General features: G+C 67.8%; 16 protein-coding genes. 10 read left to right on the forward strand and 6 right to left on the reverse strand.

Annotated features, from left to right (window positions below):
- Positions 1-159 precede the first annotated feature (159 nt).
- The 8 genes from K2F47_RS31845 to K2F47_RS31880 all read left to right on the forward strand — a co-directional run bounded on the left by K2F47_RS31845 (position 160) and on the right by K2F47_RS31880 (position 10,439).
- On the forward strand, positions 160-1,032 hold the full coding sequence (locus K2F47_RS31845; RefSeq protein ID WP_242909647.1) for a sigma-70 RNA polymerase sigma factor region 4 domain-containing protein: 873 nt from the start codon (positions 160-162) through the stop codon (positions 1,030-1,032).
- A 310-nt stretch (positions 1,033-1,342) separates the two neighbouring features.
- A complete protein-coding gene (locus tag K2F47_RS31850; protein ID WP_242909648.1) occupies positions 1,343-1,651 on the forward strand; it encodes a pilin in 309 nt (102 codons plus the stop codon).
- A gap of 2 nt (positions 1,652-1,653) precedes the next feature.
- On the forward strand, positions 1,654-3,285 hold the full coding sequence (locus K2F47_RS31855) for a TrbL/VirB6 family protein (RefSeq protein ID WP_242909650.1): 1,632 nt from the start codon (positions 1,654-1,656) through the stop codon (positions 3,283-3,285).
- Positions 3,282-4,247 (forward strand): PrgI family protein, encoded by a 966-nt coding sequence (locus tag K2F47_RS31860; RefSeq protein WP_242909652.1) that lies wholly within the window; start codon positions 3,282-3,284, stop codon positions 4,245-4,247. Before K2F47_RS31855 ends, K2F47_RS31860 begins: the two co-directional genes overlap by 4 nt.
- A gap of 39 nt (positions 4,248-4,286) precedes the next feature.
- On the forward strand, positions 4,287-6,086 hold the full coding sequence (locus tag K2F47_RS31865; protein ID WP_242909654.1) for a VirB4 family type IV secretion system protein: 1,800 nt from the start codon (positions 4,287-4,289) through the stop codon (positions 6,084-6,086).
- 140 nt (positions 6,087-6,226) lie between these two features.
- A complete protein-coding gene (locus tag K2F47_RS41835) occupies positions 6,227-8,545 on the forward strand; it encodes a type IV secretory system conjugative DNA transfer family protein (protein WP_372490952.1) in 2,319 nt (772 codons plus the stop codon).
- Positions 8,542-9,465, forward strand: coding sequence for a replication-relaxation family protein (locus tag K2F47_RS31875; RefSeq protein ID WP_242909656.1), 924 nt, complete (start codon positions 8,542-8,544; stop codon positions 9,463-9,465). The genes K2F47_RS41835 and K2F47_RS31875 overlap by 4 nt, the downstream gene beginning before the upstream one ends.
- Before the next feature lie 29 nt (positions 9,466-9,494).
- Positions 9,495-10,439 carry a C40 family peptidase gene (locus K2F47_RS31880; protein ID WP_242909657.1) on the forward strand — a complete coding sequence of 315 codons (945 nt, stop codon included), beginning with the start codon at positions 9,495-9,497 and terminating at the stop codon, positions 10,437-10,439.
- Between the two features lie 487 nt (positions 10,440-10,926).
- Here the strand turns inward: K2F47_RS31880 and fxsT are convergent, their stop codons facing one another.
- The 3 genes from fxsT to K2F47_RS31895 all read right to left on the reverse strand — a co-directional run bounded on the left by fxsT (position 10,927) and on the right by K2F47_RS31895 (position 15,084).
- Positions 10,927-13,272 (reverse strand): FxSxx-COOH system tetratricopeptide repeat protein, encoded by a 2,346-nt coding sequence (gene fxsT, locus K2F47_RS31885; RefSeq protein WP_242909659.1) that lies wholly within the window; start codon positions 13,270-13,272, stop codon positions 10,927-10,929.
- Between the two features lie 1,190 nt (positions 13,273-14,462).
- Positions 14,463-14,780, reverse strand: a complete 318-nt coding sequence (locus tag K2F47_RS31890) for a hypothetical protein (protein ID WP_242909660.1) — start codon at positions 14,778-14,780, stop codon at positions 14,463-14,465.
- Between the two features lie 145 nt (positions 14,781-14,925).
- The gene (locus K2F47_RS31895) at positions 14,926-15,084 is read right to left on the reverse strand and encodes a hypothetical protein (protein WP_242909661.1); all 159 of its coding nucleotides are present in this window, start codon (positions 15,082-15,084) and stop codon (positions 14,926-14,928) included.
- Between the two features lie 260 nt (positions 15,085-15,344).
- On the opposite strand from K2F47_RS31895, the gene K2F47_RS31900 reads away from it, so the two are divergent.
- Positions 15,345-16,163 (forward strand): helix-turn-helix domain-containing protein, encoded by an 819-nt coding sequence (locus K2F47_RS31900; protein ID WP_242909662.1) that lies wholly within the window; start codon positions 15,345-15,347, stop codon positions 16,161-16,163.
- Positions 16,160-16,366, forward strand: a complete 207-nt coding sequence (locus K2F47_RS31905; protein WP_242909663.1) for a DUF397 domain-containing protein — start codon at positions 16,160-16,162, stop codon at positions 16,364-16,366. The genes K2F47_RS31900 and K2F47_RS31905 overlap by 4 nt, the downstream gene beginning before the upstream one ends.
- A 327-nt stretch (positions 16,367-16,693) precedes the next feature.
- On the opposite strand, the gene K2F47_RS31910 is transcribed toward K2F47_RS31905, so the two are convergent.
- The 3 genes from K2F47_RS31910 to K2F47_RS31920 form a co-directional block, all read right to left on the reverse strand.
- Entirely contained in the window at positions 16,694-17,083 is a 390-nt protein-coding gene (locus tag K2F47_RS31910) for a ParB N-terminal domain-containing protein (protein ID WP_242909664.1), read from the reverse strand.
- Positions 17,084-17,187: 104 nt separating this feature from the next.
- A complete protein-coding gene (locus K2F47_RS31915) occupies positions 17,188-18,138 on the reverse strand; it encodes a MarR family transcriptional regulator (protein ID WP_242909665.1) in 951 nt (316 codons plus the stop codon).
- A 679-nt stretch (positions 18,139-18,817) separates the two neighbouring features.
- The gene (locus tag K2F47_RS31920; RefSeq protein ID WP_242909666.1) at positions 18,818-19,258 is read right to left on the reverse strand and encodes an ATP-binding protein; all 441 of its coding nucleotides are present in this window, start codon (positions 19,256-19,258) and stop codon (positions 18,818-18,820) included.
- Between the last annotated feature and the right edge of the window lie 125 nt (positions 19,259-19,383).

Raw genomic sequence — 19,383 nt, forward strand, 5'->3', positions numbered from 1 at the left:
ACCTGTTTGCGCTTGACCTCCGGCGGCCGACGACGTGTGCACACGAGCAGTAGGGCGCGTTAGCGCTGGTCACGGCGATTATGTGCAGATCATGAACAGCGCGGGGACGGCAGTGCCCACCGAGCATCTGTTCATGATCTGTGTACGGGCTCTGCCGAGATGTCGGTGACCGATTCACCGACCGACCTCTCGGGGGTTGCCTTGAACGCCATCACCACCATTCGCCCGGCCGACCACCGCGACCGGCCCACCAGCGGCGTTGACGCCGAACCCGGCCACGTGCTGGACGTCGCGGAGACGACGTTCGACCTGCTGACGCGCGGCCCGGCCCCACTGTCGCTGGACGGCGCGGCACTCGGGCACGGCCTGCCCACCCGCACGATCGCACTGGACGAGCTCCGGGCGATCATGCTTCACCCGTCCACCGGACACGACGCCCGCGACGCCGTGTGGAGGGAGCTGGCGCAACGCGCCCGCCGCGAAGGCGCGCCTTGGGTCATGGGATGCGTCGGGATCGCGCTGCCCGGCCTCAAGGCAATCGTGCGGGATCGGCTACGCCACCTGCACGGCGAGCCGAGAGTCGATACCTCGCAGGTGGCCGGCGACCTGCTTTCGGCATTCCACGAGGCACTGCACCGGATCGACCTGGACCGACCCCGCATCGCGCAGCGGTTGCTGTGGCGGTCTGCCAAGTCCGTCCAGCGCGCCTACCGGTGGCATGCACGAGTGATCCCGGTGGACCCCTGCGCGCTGGCAGAGATCGAGCACGCAGCCACCCCGCCAGACGACCACGTGGATCTCCTTCTTGACTCGGCCGTCCGGCAAGGCGTCGTCAGTGCGACCGACGCCGAGATCATCATCATGACCCGGCTGGAGGGCATGGACACGGGCAGGCTCGCCGAGCTGCTCGACATGACCTATGAGGCGTTGATGAAGCGCCGCAGCCGTGCTGAGAAGCGTCTGGTCGCCGCGATGCGCGACGGGGGGCTGCGCGACGACTTCGCCTCGCTGATGTCCAGGCCCGGGGTGTGAGTCGTCCAGTTACTCAGTGAGAGCAACCCGGGGCTGAAGACGGGACCGGGCCGGATGATCACCCGGTCCCCACCCGTCCGACCATCCGCCGAGTGCCCTTTCCGAAGGAGGACACCCGCAAGGCCCGGCCCCGTCTTCACCCCGTGGTTTCTCCTCTTCACCGGTCAGTCATCGCTGTTATGCCGCTCACTCCATGCTTGGAGGGCAATTGAGTGCTAGTCCGTCGTCCAACCTTCTTCCGTTCCTCCGGCACAAGGTGAGCCGGAGACGCCTCGTCGCCGCGGTTGCGCTGTTGTGTGCAGGGGTCTTGGTGAGTGGCCTGGTGATCGGCGCGACGCTGGTCTCGGTCGCCGACGCGCACACCCTCTCCGGCGTCCTGGCAGCCGACAACCGGCTTGAGCAGGTCATCACCAAACTGCGCAACGTCATCGTCGGTCTGCTGGTGGCGCTGGCCACGCTATTCGCCACGATCGGCGGGGTTCGTTACCTGCTCGCCGGTGGCGACCCCGGCGAGGCCGAAGCGGGCAAGCGCACCCTTCGCAATGCCGCGATCGGCTACGGAATCGCGGCACTCGCCCCCGCCCTGGTTCAGATCCTCCAGTACATCGTCGGGTCCTGATCGTGCGCGTTCGGATTCCACGGCTCTGGCGAAGGCCAGCCATCGCCGCGGTGCTCTTGGCCGGATTCTGCGCGATAGCTCTCGCCTCGCACACCACGGCCGAGGCGCATCCGAACACGGTGTCCGCAAGCGCCATCTCAGCAGCCCGACCTGCCGCTGCGCCCTCCGACCCGCCTGATCCTGAGGACGATGGCGTCTCCAAAGACGACCCAGCCAGTGGAGACAAGGAGAAGGGCTGTTCCTGGATTGACCTCGCCTGTCGAACCGCGCAGGCGATCACCGGCTGGTTCCAGTCGCTGGCCCGCAGCGCCCTCAAGCCGACACTGGGCTTTCTAGCCGACACCCAACTGGCCACCCCCGAGATCGGCTCGCCCTCGATGAAACAGGCCGAACAGGTGTGGGCGACCTCACGGACCATCGCCAACACGTGCTTCATTTTGATGGTGATGATCGCCGGAGTCCTACTCATGTGCGGTCAGACGATTACCGGAGCGTCCGCGCCCGGACCGGCGATCGTACGCCTGGTCGTCGCATTCGTTGCAATGAACACCAGCCTCATTCTAATCAGTTACGGTATCCAGTTTGCCAATGGGCTGGCTCGGGCAATGTTCCTGACCGGCGCTGACCAGATCAACCCGGATGACGTGGGAAAGCTACTCGCGGATGGCGTGGAAGCGTCCATGGTCACCCAGGGCCCCTTCTACGTCATGCTCATGCTGGTAGTCGTCATATTGGCCTGCATCCTGGCCTTCATCTACGTGATGCGACTGGCGATCATCATGGTTCTCATCGGCATCGCACCGATCGCAATCATGTTCCACGCTCTTCCCCTCACCGAGGGGCTGGCCCGGCTGTGGTTGCGTGGAATCACCGGCGCACTGGCGATTCAGGTCTGTCAATCCTTCGTGTTCATCACCGCTCTACGGCTGCTGTCCCAGAACGGCGAGCACATGCCGTCTTTCATCGTCCTCACCAACCAGACGGAGCTGGTCAACCTACTGCTGGTGATCGCCCTGCTGTACACCCTGACCTGCATTCCGCGTTGGGTCGCGCGCACCGTCTGGCAACCAGCTCAGCCGCGCATGCTCGGCCAGCTCGTCCGGTCGTTCATCATCTACAAAGGCGTCGGAGCCGCGTTCGGTGTCGCCAGCAAGGCGATACGTGGCGGTCAGGGGGCTCGCGCCGCCACCTCCGCTGCTCGGCGCGGCCCTCCCCGACCTGGTGGTGGCGGACCACGCTGGCACAGAGGCCCGTCGGGCGGTCCGGCTGGCGGGCCCGCCGGTGGGCCAGCACCGCGTCCCGGTCGCGGCCCCACAAACGGCCCCCGGTGCGACGGTCGGCGCGGTCCTGACCGGCGGCGCCAGCCGCCCCGCCCCGGCTCCCGCAACGGCCCACGCATGGCCGGACATCCCCGATCCGGGCAGGGCGCGGCCCCCTGGACGATGCCGCACCGACCCCACGTTCCGCCCGTTCCTGGTCGGACGGGCGCAGGCGGCCCTGCCCGACCTCACCCACGCATACCGACGCAGCCACCATCGCGCCCGTACGCGCGTGCCGAACGTCCACGCCGTCCAGTACCGCGCGGGTTCATGCGGCTTGATCCGCCCCGCCGCCATGGCAGGAGAAACCATTGAACGACGATCACGAGCCGCTGTTGGCGCGCATTCCGTCCGACGTGGAGCAGCCAGACAAGATCATGTACGGGCTCACCACCCGCCAGCTCATCATCCTCGGCACGACCGCCCTGATCACGGCGTCCATGTTCGTCACCATCTCGCCGCTTCTACCGATCGCGATCACGGCGGGGCTGTGCTTCCCGGTGATCGCGGCCGGGTGCGCGATGGCCCTCGGTCGCCGGGACGGCATGGGCCTGGACCGGTTCGTCCTCGCCGCCATCGACCACCTTCGCCGACGGCGCACCCTGGTCGCCGCGCCCGAAGGGATTCCGGAGGCACCCGCGTGGTGCAAGGTCCGAGGCCGGTTGCCAGGTGCATTGCGGTTCCCTGTCCGCGCCGTCCGCCAAGACGGCATCGTGGACCTCGGCGGCGAAGGGACAGCGGCTCTCGTCCGGGCGGGCACCATCTCGTTCGGCCTGCGGACGGCAGCCGAGCAGGCCGCGCTGGTCGGCTTCTTCGGCCGGTGGCTCAACTCGCTTGAGGCCCCGGTGCAGATCCTCATCCGGGCCCGTCCCGTGGATCTGTCCGACCTTGCCTCACGGGTGGCCGAGGCCGCGCCCGATCTCCCGCATCCGGCACTGCGACAGGCGGCCGAGGATCACGCGGCCTATCTCGACGAACTTGGCGACTCCCGAACCCTGCTGGTCAGGGAGGTGCTCATCGTCCTACGCGACCAGCCCGCCCCAGGGTCGGGACGCAGGACACGGGCGCGCGACGCGAGTGCTGTCATCGTCGCCCGGCGAGCCACCGAGACCGTCCGCGCGCTGAGCGGCTTCGGTGTCATGGCCGAGTTTCTGGACGCCGACGCCTGCGTCCAGGTGCTGTCGGACACGTTCGCCCCGGGCTACGAGCGGCCCGCGCCACCCGCTGACCTCGACCAGCCCATCACCGCCAGCACCAGCGAAGGAGCCTCGCTATGACCCACCCTCATCGAACCCAGAAATCTAGGTGGTGATCCGGTGAAGCTGTCCGCCCTCGCCCGCGCCGCTCTCACCGCACCCGCATCCGCCGACGCAGGAGACCGCCGGACCAGCGTGGGTGATCTGCTCGCGCCCTCCGCGCTCCGTGTAAACGCGTCTTCCCTAGAGATGCCGGACGGCTGCTGCGCGTCGTTCGCCGTAGCCGGATACCCGCGTGACGTCGGGGCGGGCTGGCTGGAACCCCTCCTCACCTACCCCGGTCGCCTCGACGTCTCCCTGCACGTAGAGCCGATCCCGCCGATGGTCGCCGCCCAACGGCTCCGGCGACAGCTCGCACGCCTGGAGTCCAGCGCTCGCGCCAACGCCGAGGCAGGCCGCCTGGCCGACTTCAGCGCCGAGGCCGCCAGTGACGATGCCGTCGATCTGGCCTCGGCGCTGGCGCGCGGCGACGGTCGCCTATTCCGAGTCGGCCTGTACCTCACCGTCCACGCATGGAACACCGCGGAGCTGGACGCCGAGGTACAGCAGGTGAAGGCCCTGGCCGCGTCTCTGCTGCTGGACGCACAACCGACAACCTTCCGCGCCGTCCAAGGCTGGGTGTCCACGCTGCCACTCGGAACGGACGCGATCCGGCAGCGCCGCACATTCGACACCAGCGCGCTCGCCGCGTCGTTCCCGTTCGCCTCACCGGACCTGAACGCTCCCACCGGCTCCAACGAGGTGCTGTACGGGGTCAACGTCGCCAGCTCCGGCGTCGTCATGTGGGACCGGTTCGCCCAGGACAATCACAATTCCGTCGTCCTGGCCAGGTCCGGCGCTGGCAAGAGCTACTTCACCAAGCTTGAAGCGCTGCGTCTGCTCTACCACGGCGTCGAGGTGTCGGTGATCGACCCCGAAGACGAGTACCGGCGCCTGGCCGAAACCGCCGGCGGAACCCACATCGCGCTCGGCGCTCAAGGCGTGACCTTCAACCCTCTGGACCTGCCCAACGACCAGGCCGGAGACGTCCTGATCAGGCGAGCCCTGTTCACTCACACGCTCGTCGCCGCGATGCTCGGCGAGCCTCTGACACCCGCTGCGCGACCCGTCCTCGACCGCGCAGTCCTGGCCGCCTACGCGGCGAAGGGCATCAACTCCGACCCCGACACCTGGGCAGTGCCCGCTCCGCTGCTGGCCGATCTGGTCGAACAACTCGCGATCAGTTCCCATCCAGAGGGCATCGCTATCGCCGACCGCCTCGCGCCGTACGTCACCGGTTCCTACAAGGACCTGTTCGCCGCAGCCACAACCACCCGCCCAGACGGACACCTGGTGGTGTTCTCCCTGAGAGACCTGCCCGAGGAGATCAAGTCCGTCGGGGTGCTGCTCGCGCTGGACGCGATCTGGCGCAAGGTCGCCAACCCCGCCGACCGCCGTCCCCGACTGGTCATCGTGGACGAGGCGTGGCTGCTGATGAAGGAGGCCGAGGGCGCCCGGTTCCTCTACCGGCTCGCCAAGTCCGCCCGAAAGCACTGGGCGGGCCTGACCGTCGTCACCCAGGACGCCGAGGACCTGCTCGCCTCCGATCTCGGCCGCGCCGTGGTCGCCAACTCGGCGACCCAAATCCTGCTCCGCCAATCACCCCAAGCCGTCTCGGCCGTCGGTGATGCATTCGGGCTGTCGGAAGGCGAGCGGGCGTTCTTGCTGTCAGCCGAGAGAGGCGAGGGCCTCCTGTGCGGTGGCAACGCCGACGATCGGGCAGCCTTCGCCGCCATCTCGTCACCCGCAGAACACAAGGTCATCACCACCGACCCCGCCGAACTGCTCGACCACGGCAGCGAGGAGGCCGACCCGCTGTGACCTCGCCTCTTACCGATGCATCGTGGACGCACATCTTCGACCAGGCCGAACGGCTCCCCGCCCTGGCCGCCCGAACCCCGCCTGTAGCCGTTGCCGTGGGCGGAGCCGTCACCGTGACGTTCACAGCCCTGCGTTCCCTGGTGTGGCGATGGCGTGCCCAACTCTTCGCGCTCGACGCGCGGCTGATCACCGTCTCTGTACCGTCCCAGGTCGATCCGTCGAGTGCGCCCGCCTGGTGGGCCCACCAGGCCGGGCTGCTCGCTCCGGCCTGGAAACGCTGGATCTTCGGATCACCACATCTGGCGTTCGAGTACGTCGCCGACGCCGCCGGGGTACACATCCAGATCTGGGTTCCCGGCCTGGTACCACCAGGGATGATCGAAGAGACCATACGCGCGGCCTGGCCAGGCGCCACCACCACGACCACTCCAGCCAAGCCCCCGCTGCCCTTCGACGTCGCCACCACCGGAGGCCGACTCGTCCTGGGCCGCGACGACTCCCATCCGCTGAAGACCGGCCACGATACTGACCCGCTCCGATCCCTTCTCGGTGCGGTCAGCGGGCTCGAACAGGGTCAGCACGCGTCTGTCCAGATTCTCGCCCGTCCCGTCACGGGGCTCCGGCTGGCACGCGGCTACCGAGTCGCCGCGGCGCTTCGCCGGGGAGCGGCCGCCTCCCTACGAGGCCTGTTCTTCGACCTCATCACAACCGGATTCCGCTCCCGTGCAACACGCGGCTACCCCACTCCAGCCACACAGCTCAGCGCACATCCCGAACGCGCTGAGCAAATCCGCGCGATCTTGGCGAAGGCCGCTCAACCGCGCTTCGAGGTCGACATCCGCTACGCCGTCGCCACGTCCGATCATCCAGACGCTGAGAAGTGGCTCCGCGGACGAGCGCACGCCATCGCCTCGCTATCCGCCCTGTACGCCTCCGGCCACCAGCACCTACGCCGCCGCAGACTGCATGATCCCGCCACCGCCCTGGCCACGCGAAGGCTCGGATCGGGGTACTTGCTCGGTGCAGCCGAGCTGGCAGCGCTCGCGCATCTCCCCCATGACCCGGACGTACCCGGCATCACCCGTGCAGGAGCCCGTCCGGTCGGACCATCACCGGACGTCCCAGCCGCCCCCACCCCAGCAGCAGGGCCCGTACGAGTCCTTGGCGATGCCGACGCAGGCCACCCCCGACCCGTCGCGATGCCGGTCATCGGGACGCGGCAACACGTCCACGTCCTCGGACAGACCGGCGTCGGCAAATCAACACTGCTCGCCTCACTCATCCTGGCCGACGCCCACGAGGGCAGAGGCGCCTTGGTCATCGACCCGAAAGGCGACCTCGTCACCGACGTCCTGGATCGGCTCCCCCGTCACATGGCCGGGCGAACAGTGGTGTTCGACCCGTCCGACACGGCACCACCGCCATCGGTCGGCATCCTGTCCGGCCCCGACCCCGCTTTCGCGGTCGACTCCGTAGTGTCGATCTTTCATCGCTGCTTTCGATCGTCCTGGGGACCACGCCTGGACGACCTGCTGCGCTCGGCCTGCCTGAGCCTGATCCACGCCTACGGCCCGCGCGCCACACTCGCCCAAGTTCCCCAACTGCTCACAGACTCCGCCTTCAGAGCACGCGCGGTCGGACGGCTCACCGACGACCTTCTACGCGGCTTCTGGGCGGGCTATGACGAGTTGTCCCCAGCCGGACGGGCAGCCGCGATCGGTCCCGTGATGAACAAGCTCCGTGCGGTGCTGCTGCGTCCGTTCGTCCACCAAGCCCTGTCCGCGACCGGATCAACCGTCGATCTCGCCCACCACCTCGACCGCGGCGGCCTCATCCTGGCCCGCCTTCCCAAAGGCGTCCTCGGCGAGGACGCCGCCCGCCTCATGGGCTCCTTGCTGCTAGCCCACACCTGGCAGGGCGTCACCCGCCGCGCCGCGCTCCCCGAAGACGAACGCCCGGACGCGGCCGCCTACATCGACGAGTGCCACAACTTCCTCAACCTGCCGGGCTCGGTAAGCGACATCTTGGCCGAAGCCCGCGGCTACCGGCTCTCCCTCGTCCTCGCCCACCAACACCTCTCGCAGTTCCCGAAAGACCTCCGCGACGCGGTGTCCGCCGACGCCCGCAACAAGATCTACTTCGCCGCCTCACCCGAGGACGCCGGAGACCTGGCCCGGCACGCCGGCCCCATCCTGTCCGCACATGACCTCGCCCACCTCGGCGCCTACCAAGCCGCCGGACGTCTGGTCACCGCCGGCCAACCAGCCCAGGCATTCACCTTCCGCACCCGCCCACTCCGCGCCCCGATCCCAGGCCGCGCCGACCACATCCGAGCAGCTTCACGCCAACGCTTCACACCACGCGTGACAACGACGAAGCCCACCACCAGAAGGACGAATCCGCTGCCCCACGACCCGCGCGCCGAGCAGCCTGTCGCCGAGGAGAACAGGTCACGTTGAAGAAGACGATCCGTCACCGCCAAGCGCCCACCACGCCCAGACGAGCAACGCCCGAACTCTTCCTTGAGCTCTGCGCACGTCTCACCGACCGCGATCACGCGATCCTCGAACTGGTCTGGGAACACCGCGTCCTCACCACGCACCAACTCGCCGCCATCTTCTTCTCCACACCCGGCAAGGCCCGCGACCGCCTCTTGCAGTTGTTCCGGCTCAAGGCGCTCGAACGCTTTCAACCATGGGTCCCGGTCGGAGCAGCGCCCTACCACTGGGTCCTTGGTCCGTTGGGCGCCCAGCGCTTGGCCGCCCACCGCGACACCACCCTCGCCGGACTCGGCTACCGGCGGACCACTGCACTACAGATCAGCCATTCCCGGCACCTGGCCCACCAGGTCGGCGTCAACGAGTTCTTCACCCAACTCCACGCCCACGCCCGCCACACGACCGAGGTCCACCTCGATAAATGGTGGCCCGAGCGCCGCTGCACCCAACTATGGGGAGACCTCGCCCGCCCAGACGCATACGGCCGATGGACCGAAACCACCCGCGAGCAGCAGCAACCGACAACGGTCGACTTCTTCCTCGAGCACGACACCGGCAGCGTCACACTCGCCAAAGTCGCCGCCAAACTCAACGGCTACGAGGCCCTCAGCGAGGCCACCGGCATAACGACCCCGGTCCTGTTCTGGCTGCCCAGCACCCGCCGCGAAGCCCACCTCCGCGCGCTACTGGGAACACCACCGGTCCCAGTCGCCACGGCCGTCCACACCCCCGCCGACACCACCACCGGCGGCCCCGCCGGGCCCATATGGCTACCAGCAAGGCAGGACGGCCCCCGCCACCGATTGATCGACCTAGCCAGCACATCGCCGCACTCATCCGATGCCTACTCCGGCAGGATGGACGGCGACGCTTGCCGATAGTCGCACTCCTGGCCGCCCTCGTGGTCCTGGTGGCCGTCCTCATCGGCGCCGCCACCGGCTCAGCTCCCACCTCCAACGGATGCGAACCGCAGGCCAACGGCCCACCAGTCGCCGGAATCCCCGCCGACTACCTCGCCCTCTACCGCCAAGCCGCATCCAACTACGGCATTCCCTGGGAGATCCTCGCCGCCATCGGATCCATCGAGTCCGACCACGGACGCTCCAAAGCTCCGGGCGTCCAATCCGGTGAGAACCATGTCGGAGCCGGTGGTCCCATGCAGTTCCTAGCCAGTACCTGGGCCAGCTTCGGCGTCGACGGCAACCACGATGGCAAGAAGAACCGCTACGACCCAGCCGACGCCATCCCCGCCACGGCCAACTACCTCCGGCACAACGGGGCACCGCCCAAAATGCGCACCGCGCTCTTCGCCTACAACCACAGCAACGCCTACGTCGACGACGTCCTCAGCCGTGCACGCAACTACAAGATGACGCCCGCCACCAGCAGCACTCCGACGGAGGCAACACCTCCAACCGAGTGCACTGAAGCAGCCGCAATCACCGTACCCAACGCCACCATCGCGAAGATCATCGCCTTCGCCATGGCCCAACGCGGCAAGCCATACGTCCTCGGAGCCGCCGGCCCCGATGCCTGGGACTGCTCCAGCCTCGTCCAAGCCGCCTACAAGGCCGCTGGCCTCGCCATCCCCCGCACGACCTTCACTCAATGGCCCTTCGGCGTCCGAATCCCCAACAGCCAAACACAACCCGGCGACCTGGTCTTCTTCAACTCCGGCCCCGGCACTTCCAGCAACCACCCAGGCCACGTGGGCCTCGTCATCGCCCCAGGCATGATGATCGCCGCCCGCTGCTCAAACTGCCACCCTGCCATCGGCGTAGAAACCTACCGTCGCCCAGACTGGATCGGCACCACCCGCCCCCTGCTCAAGATAACGAGTGCATCGAGTCGATGAGGTGGAGTCTCCCAAAGCCTCCGGCCGAATAGGTAGAGCACTATCGCCAAGGTAGCGTTCCCCGCCACGGTGCCGAAACAATCCAGTTCCTGCGTCCCTAGTGCCATCGCTAGCTCAAATTCTCCGCGTATCACTAGTTCCAATGTGACGTTGGGTGCATCGGTGATGCAGAGTTAGCGCGGATAGCCGCGGCCGACGGCCCTCCGGGTGCGGCACGCCGACAGTACCGAGAGGACGAGGCGATAGCCGACGACACGCATCCCGGTAATGGGTCGGCCCGCCGTCCGGGGTAGTCGTACAGGATACTCGTCCAGGCTTCCAGCCGCTTCGCCCAAATTCGCCTGGGATACCTGCGTGCAGATCGGTGATCGAAGTATCGACGGTACTAGTGGGCGCCGCCCGCATCTGTCACATGGCGTCGGCCCGTGCGCCGTCCGGCTGATTTCACGCCGCCGTGCCGGTCCCGGCCGATGTCGAATCGGGCCTTCTACCGAGCCCTCTCTCGGCTCTTCCGTACCCTCTTTGTGAGGGGGTGTTCCTCACCTAACACCCGACGGCATTTTGCCAAGGTGACCTCCAGTAGCGGAATCGCCTGAAGTAGATCCCCCGCCGCCTGGTACGCGCCCGCCAGGTTGTTGCGGGAGTTAAGGACGTAGGGGTGGTCGCCGCCTAGTACCTGCTCCATGTCGGCCAGCGTCTCCTGGTACAGCGGAATCGCCCGCCCCAGATCACCCGCCGTCGCGTAGGCGCCAGCCAGGTTGTTACGGGAGTTCAGGGCGTCGGGGTGGAGACGGCCCAGCACTCGCTCCCGGTCGGCCAACGTCACCTCCAGCAGCGGAATCGCCTGAAGTAGATCACCTGCCGTCTGGTACGCGTAGGCCAAATTGTTGCGGGAAGTCAGAGTGTCGGGATGGTCACCGCCTAGCACTCGCTCCTGGTCGGCCAACGTCTCCTGATACAGCGGAATCGCCTGAAGTAGATCACCTGCCGTCTGGTACGCGTAGGCCAAATTGTTGCGGGAAGTCAGAGTGTCGGGATGGTCACCGCCTAGCACTCGCTCCCTGTCGGCCAACGTCTCCTGATACAGCGGAATCGCCCGCCCCAGATCACCCACCGACTCATAGGCGCCAGCCAAATTGTTGCGGGAGATCAGAGTGTGGTGGTGGTCGCCGCCCAGCACTCGCTCCCGGTCGGCCAACGTCTCCTGATACAGCGGAATCGCCCGCCCCAAATCGCCCACCGACTCATAGGCGCCAGCCAAATTGTTGCGGGTGGTCAAAGTTCCGGGGTGGTCGCCGCCCAGCACTCGCTCCATGTCGGCCAACGTCTCCTGATACAGCGGGATCGCCCGCCCCAAATCGCCCACCGACTCATAGGCGCTAGCCAAGTTGTGGCGGGAGATCAGGGTGTTGTGGTGATGGGGGCCATGGAGGCGTTGGTCGATGGCGAGAGCGCGCTGGTAGTAGGTTATGGCGCGCGCGATGGCGCCTTGCTCTCGCAGGAACGAGGCAGCACCGTCCAGCAGATGACTGGTTGTGGTGGTGTCGGTGGCGGGATCGGTGTGTTCGGCCATGGCGTCGATGTGCGGCAGCAGGATCCGCCAGGTCGGCCATCCCACGGGGTCGTCGAAATCGGCGGGGGCGGCCTTCTTAAGCAGGGAGGTGGCGTGGTGGCGGGCGGTATCGATGTCGGTGGGTTGGCGGTGGGGGTCGCGGGGGTCGGGGGTGCGGGCGACGGCCTGGACCAGGCGGTGCACGCTGATGGTCTCGGGGCCCAGGGTGATCATGTTGTAGGCGGCGAGATCCCCCAGCGCCGTGACCAGCCCGACCGGATCGGCGAACGGGCCGACCTGGTTGGTGATGGAGGCGAGCAGGGTGCGGGGGATGGCGTCGGGCGCCCACCAGGCCATGACCCGCAGCAGCGCACCGGCCAGCGGGATGCTCTCGGCAAGGGTGTCCAGCGTGATGCGCCAGATCCGGGCGATCGTGCGTTCGGCATCGCTCCCCCGCGCCGCCCGATCGAACATCGCCATTGGGTTGGCGCGCAGGAGTTCCAGGTAGGACGCCGGGGTGAGATGCGCCTGGCGGATGAAGGCGCCGGCCTGCTTGACCGCCAGCGGCAACCAACCCAGCTCAGCGCACAACTCCGCACCCCCCTCCAACCCGGCGGACAACCCACCGCCCGCGCCGGAGGTCGGGCGGCCGGCGGTGAGGACACCGCGCAGCAACTCCAGGGCCTCCGAGTCGCTCAGCACGTCCAGCTCGATCAGCGCCGGGACGATATCGTGCCAGCCCTCCCGCAACCGACTGGTGATCAGGAACCGGCCCGCCGGGGCGCCCGCCACCAATTCGGTCACATCACCGGGATCGGTAACGTTGTCCAGCACCACCAGCCACCCCGCATGGGACGTCAGCCACCGCCGCGCCCACACCGCCCGCTCCTCCACCGGCACCGCCCCCGGCGCGGCCAGTGTGCCCCGAGTCATCTCCGGCACCAGCATCCCCGCCAACCCGGCCAGCCCCGCCGTGATGTTGGCGGGCGAGTCTGCGGTGATCCACCAGGTCAGCACATGCGCGTCGGCGCGCTGCCGCGCCCACCGCGCGGCCAGCGTGCTCTTACCGACCCCACCCAGCCCATGCACTGCCTGCACCACCGCCCCACCCGGCCCCGCCAACGCAGCATCCAACTCCGCCAGCTCCCCGACGCGGCCGACGAACAACTCCGTACCGAACCGCAGATTTGACGGCGCCCCCCGCGGCGGATCGACCTCCTCGGCCCTGGGCAACGGCACCGCCTGATACACATCACCCACATGCGTGGACGAGTTGATCACATCTCCTCCGGCGGCGATCGCCGCCGGACCAGCCCCCTCGACCGGCTCCGGGCCACCAGATGCGGGTTCGCCCGCCGCGGGGCGACGCACACGGCGCCTCATGAGGCTCCCGAGTCGTCCCAGGTCACCTCGGTCCCCGAATCGCTGACATTGCCTCCCGCCGCCATCGCCCCCAGCCCCGACGCGCTCACCCTTCCACCCGATGCCGGCGCCGATGGTGGAGGTGCTGGAGCGGCCGACGCCGACCGGGACACCCTCGTCCAGGACCCCGACACCGAGCCTTGCGCCGCGATCGCGCCGTCCCCCGACGCCGACACCCCGCCCGGCCCGCCCGGCTCCGGGTCAGGGTCGGGGGTGAAGGTCAGCCACGCCAGCAGGCCACCCCCCACCACGACGGACGCCGCCGTCGCCGCCCACCACGCCGCATCCCACCGCTGCGTCAACATCCCCGTGGCCACATTCACCACCGCACCCACCACCACACCCGCGCCCGCCGCAACCGCCTGCCGCCAACGCCCAGTACTCATAGCGCCCCCTTCCCGCACAGGGCCCCGCACCCGCAGCCCTACCGCACCACGATGTCCCACACCGCCGCGCCAGCACACGCCCTTCCGCACACCTGACCGCAATCGTCCAAAAGCGCAGCGCCTCCGGCACACGAAAACAGGGAGCCCCACCGGGCACACGATCTCCTGCACTCGCGCGTCTACCCCAGACCAAAGCCTCGGGCCGCAGCTCAACCCGCGCCGGGCCGACGACGATGACCCGCCGCCGGAAAGCCCCCAGTCCGCCACCCCCGCCAGCCGCAGCCGGACCGATCCCACGCCTTCTCGTGGTCGCCATCCGGCGAAGAGAACCTGCTACCCCACCTCTGGCACGTCACCCAGGCGCCGATCCAGCCTGCAACGCGATCAATAGACGTGACCGCCCACGGCCAGAAAACACCCCACCGAGTGGCCACCAACGGGGAATCGCAACTGACCACTGAAGAAGGCCAGCCTGTCAGCAACTCTCGGAGGGTCTGTCCGACCAGAGTCCAGAAGGCCACGCAGGCCGGAAGTCACCGGCCTGCGTGGCGAGAGGTCACCGGCCTCCGAGGAGGTAGCCGAGCAGCCCGCCAGCGAGCAGGCACCCGGCGCTGTAGACGACGATGCCCGCGAACATCACGTCCAGGTCGGAGGGGACGACGATCACGGAGCCACCGCCGCGAGTTCGCTCGCGGCCGTGTCGAGGGTGCCGGTGATGGCGGACGTGGTGCCGGTGCTGCCGTCGGCCGTCCGATAGAACCGCCGCTCGCTGTTGCGGAAGCCGCACTTGAACTCGGCCGTCCGGCGCGGACTGCCGTACCGCGCGACGCTCACCCAGCTCACGCCGCGCCGCTCGATCAGTGCGTCCGCCAACTCCTTGTGCGCCATCACGCCCACGTGGAGCCTGGCGATGTGTGCTCGCCGGTCGTTGCGCGGCGGCACGTCCAGGACCGTCGCGTACTTTCCCTTGTCGAAACTCATCGGGATCACCTCACTTTGTTCGGGTCGTCTTGTCGGTGGAAGGGGCGCGGGCAGTGCACTCGGGGGCAGTTGTGAACCGCCCGCACCGCCTCCCACCTCCCAATCCGGGACCACGCCATCCGATGCAGCGGTCCCTAACCGGCGACTAGCGCGAGGAGTCGTGGGTCCTCCGCACGTCACCGGAGCCTCGGTCGCGCGCCTTGGCGCGCTTGCCCTCCTTGACCAGCGCCGCACGCAATTCCTCGGCGGTGGGGCACATCACCGTCGCGTCCACGCCTGCACGCGGGTCATGCAGACTCGCCACCCACTCGCCTAGCGACCCATTTGCCCGAATCGCCCGCCAGATTCGGTATCCGGGGAAATCTGTGCGCAGGAGGGCCATGGCGGCATCGTCGGGATGCATGCGAGTGGACATATCAAAATCCTTCGCGAGCCGGTCTTTGGAATGCGGGGACCAGCATCACAGGAAAGGGATACGATCGGGAAGTAGGCAAGCCTGACCCCCTGACGACCCCCCACAAGATCGGCTATACCGACGATCAGGTACAACGCTTTGGAGGCGCGATGCCCGCCCGGTCTGAGCCATACAATGCCCCCACCATCATCACTTTCGGGAGCGAACAAACCGCCTGGCGAGAAGCCGCCGGGCTAACCAAGCGCCAGCTCGCCGAAGAGCTTGGATTCGATGAGTCTTACGTGGGACAGATCGAGAACTTCAAGAACCTGCCATCCGAGCCCTACGCCGAAGCGTTGGACACATTCTTCAAGACCAACGGAGTATTTGGGCGGCTCCGCAAGCGCATCCTCGACACTCGCCACACTTCGACCTTGCCCCCGGGCTTCGCGGAGTACCTGGAGCACGAAGCGCGCGCGACATCCTTTAAGAACTTCAGCCCCACCCTGACCAACGGCGTGCTCCAGCACGAGGACTACGCCCGCGAGATCCTCAGTACCTACAATCCGCCAGACCTTCTCGACCAGCGCGTCGCCGAGCGAATGAAACGCAAAGAGGTGCTGGAGCATGCACAGGTATACTTCACGATGGACGAGACCGTCCTACATCGCACGGTAGGCAATAGTCAGATCATGCGACGGCAGCTTGAGTTTCTATTGGAGATATCGGAGCGCCCGAACGTGTCGATCGACATCATCCCGCAAAGCGTCGGCTACTATCCCGGCATTGGCGGAGAATTCTATGCGCTCGGACTCGAGGACGGCAGCAGCATCGCCTACACAGAGTCATCCGGCGAAGGTCTGTTGATCCAGGATCCCGTTCGCGTTGCCCGTCATGTCCTACGGTATGACTCGTTGCGAGGCCACGCGCTACCCGTGAGCCAATCGCGGGAGCTGATTCGCCGAGTCATAGAGAGGCTTGAGGCATGAGGCTGGATCTGTCTGACGTTCGCTGGCGTAAGAGCAGTCGCAGTGATGAGCATGGAGGGTCTTGCGTCGAGGTGGCCAGCGTCGCACCCAGGATCGGTGTGCGGGACTCCAAGGACCCGGACGGCCCCAAGCTGATCTTCAACGCGGCCGACTGGCACGCGTTCACTCGCCGTGTGAAGACCGGCGACCACGACCTAGCCTGACGCCCCCGCACCCGACGAGCCCCTGAACCCGCGCGCAGCGGATCGGGGGCTCTTTGCGTGTTAACGGGCGCTGACCTGCACAGGATGACGCGAGTGCGCGCACGCACGACGGCGCGCACGGGGGCCGCACGCACGACGGCGCGCACGGGGGCCGCACGCACGACGGCGCGCACGGGGGCCGCACGCACGACGGCGCGCACGGGGGCCGCACGCACGACGGCGCGCACGGGGGCCGCACGCACGACGGCGCGCACGGGGGCCCGGGTGGCGTTCCGCCTACCCGGGCCCCTGAGTGCGCGTGGTGCTGTTCGTGGTGTCCGCGTCGGGCTACCAGCGGCGCCTCACGCTGCCGCCCATGAGACGGCACGCGCGCTCGTCGTCGCCGCTCAGGAAGATGACCGGCAATTCAGCGACGCCGGTCTGTCGGGCCTTGTGGATTCGGTGCCAGCCGTCGATCACGATCGGCGTCCCCACGTCGGGTAGCGGAACGGCCAGCAGCGGGCGGGATAGATTCACCGTTTCCGCGTATTCGCGGTCGATACGGATGAGTGCGCACAGGGCGCCGATCTCTGACACCTTCGCATGCGTGACCGGGTGGCGGGTGGCCGCCCGTGCGGCGAGTGCGACGTCCCATGCCCAGCCGAGCAGGACGAACACCTGGTCGTAGCGGGCATGTTCGGTGTCGTGCATGAGCGTGTTGGTCGCGTCACCGGACATGTAGCGTCTCCTTCGTCATGGCAACCTCGTCGCTTTGGGGTGGGTCGTGAGACCCGGGTCATGACGGGGCGGACGGGCCGTTACCCGTCCGCCCCGCCTCCGGCTCAGGCGACGGACGTGCCGTCGGTGGTCTTGTTGGCCGCGCGGAATCGGCGGGGCCGCTCACAGGTCAGAACCGCTTCGCCACGTCCGACGAGGGTGTCGAGAGCGTTGGCGACGGCACCGGATGACCGGTCCAGGACCTTGGCGATCTCACCGGGCGTGAATTCCAGGTCGGGATACGCGTTGAGGTGCTCGGCGACGAGGGGCCGCAGCGGCAATGGCGCACCCCGGTCGCCGGTCGTGCGCGACGTCCGCGTACCCGTGGTGGCGCGCGTGGTGCGGCGCACGCTCCCGGCGTAGCGTGCGATGTCCTCCATGCCGCGCGTGATCTGCTCGTCATTGTCGGACGCGATCGCGGCGAGGGTGGTGGTGACCGCGCTCAACAGATCGGTCAGGATCACGCGGGCGGTTTCGCGCTGTTCGGCCTTGCGCAGCTCGGCGTCGACCCGCGCGCGCCGTTCGGCCTCCTCTTCCTGTGCCTTGCGCAGCAACTCGGCCGTCGCCGCCCGACGGTCGGATTCGTCCGCCAGCACCTGCATGGCCGTTGCCAAGGTGTCCGGTGAGATCACGCCTATTCCCGGTGCGGCGTTCGGCGTGCTCGTGGGGGCGGTGGCTGCGTCGTTCACCGGGGCGGCTGTGGCGGCGTCACCGGTTCCGGTGGAGGCCGACGGGATGACCGGGGTCCACACGTCCGGTGTACGGCCCCGGCCGGTGCCCTGACCGGCCGTCCGTGCGGCACGCCCGGCGTTCTCGAACGCCGTCAGCGCCTTGGTCACCGTCGCGCGGCTGGTCCCGGACGCCTCGGTCAGCGCCGTGACTGTCACACCGTCCGGCGCGGCGCTCAGCGCGTCCCACACAGCCCCGGCCGCGCCGGTCGGGCGGTCGTCCGCCGGGCGGTCCGCCGGGGCGGTGATGGCCGTGTCAGCGGTCGCGATGGTGTTGGCATTCGCCATTGTTTCTGCCTCCCTGAATGGCGGCCGATTCGGCGGGGCTTTCCCGTCGGGCGTCGTCCGCCATGACGACCATTTCTCGACGGCATGACGAATGCAACACGGAGCGCCGACGAATTTTGTAGCCGTGACGGCTGGAGAGGCTTACCTCAGTAAACAAGAATTTAATGACCGGCCCGTGTTGGCGCCGCTCAGGCGATATTCAGCACCTCTCGGCAAGTGCTATCGCGGCGGACCTGCGTGTTTCGGCCTCGGCGTGACCGGGAGTACCTGCTCGGCCGTTCGGCCCAGTGGTCTCGCCGCCGCTTTTGTGCGACGACAAGGGGTCGGGAATCAGAAAGGAACCAGCAGTTAGCGAGGAGAGAGAGGTTCGCTAACGAGAAGAGGGCAAGACGATTTTTCTTACAAGCGATCGCGCCCCTTTGCATGTCCCCCTGGGGGGATATCCGGCCGCATCGACGCCCCACCGGTGAGGCCCCTGACCTGCGTCGATGCCTGTGAGGGGAGGGGGTGACCATAGACAACCCCCCGGTTACATCCCCGATCACGGCACCGGTCGCCCCACCGGCCTCCTTGTAAACGAGCGAAGCCCCGTCCGCACCTGGTGAAGGTACGGACGGGGCTTGTGCTTGGGCCTAGCCTGGGCGCGGGGCCAGCCTGCTACGGACAGGCTGGTCCCGTCCTACGTGGCAGGCTTGACCGGCGTGGACTGCGTCGGGCCTTCGTACGACTTGCCGACGCAGACCAGGTCCGCCCAGACAGTGTGGCCCTCCATCGGGTCTCCGTGGACGCCCAGCATTGCGGCCAACTGCGAGACCGCCCGCAGCCCCCTCTTGCCCTCGCTCTCGACCGGCCCGTTGAGCGGGTCGTACCTCACCGTCGGGTAACCACCGCCACCGAGGTCGCTGACGCCCACGTAGGCCAGACCGCCGAGCACCACCTCGACGGTGAACTGACCTCCCTGCTGGCCCGATCGGGTGTGGCGTACGGCGTTCGAGGCCAGCTCGGTCACGACGAAACCCACGTCCGAGGCGATCGAAGTGTCGGCGAACAGGAACATCGCGAACTGGCGTGCCAGCGGAATCTGATCCGGTCGTCCGGGAAAGGTGCGTCGCCAGGACATCGACGCACCCATAACCGAAGCTTTGGGTTCAAGGCTGGTTCTTGACATTTCTTGGATCCTCCCGACCGACCGCCCCGCCGTCGCGTTCCTATTAGCGACGAATTGGCGCGGCGAATCGACCATCA

It is taken from the genome of Actinomadura terrae, assembly GCF_022751215.1.
GTDB classification, from domain to species: Bacteria; Actinomycetota; Actinomycetes; order Streptosporangiales; family Streptosporangiaceae; genus Spirillospora; species Spirillospora terrae.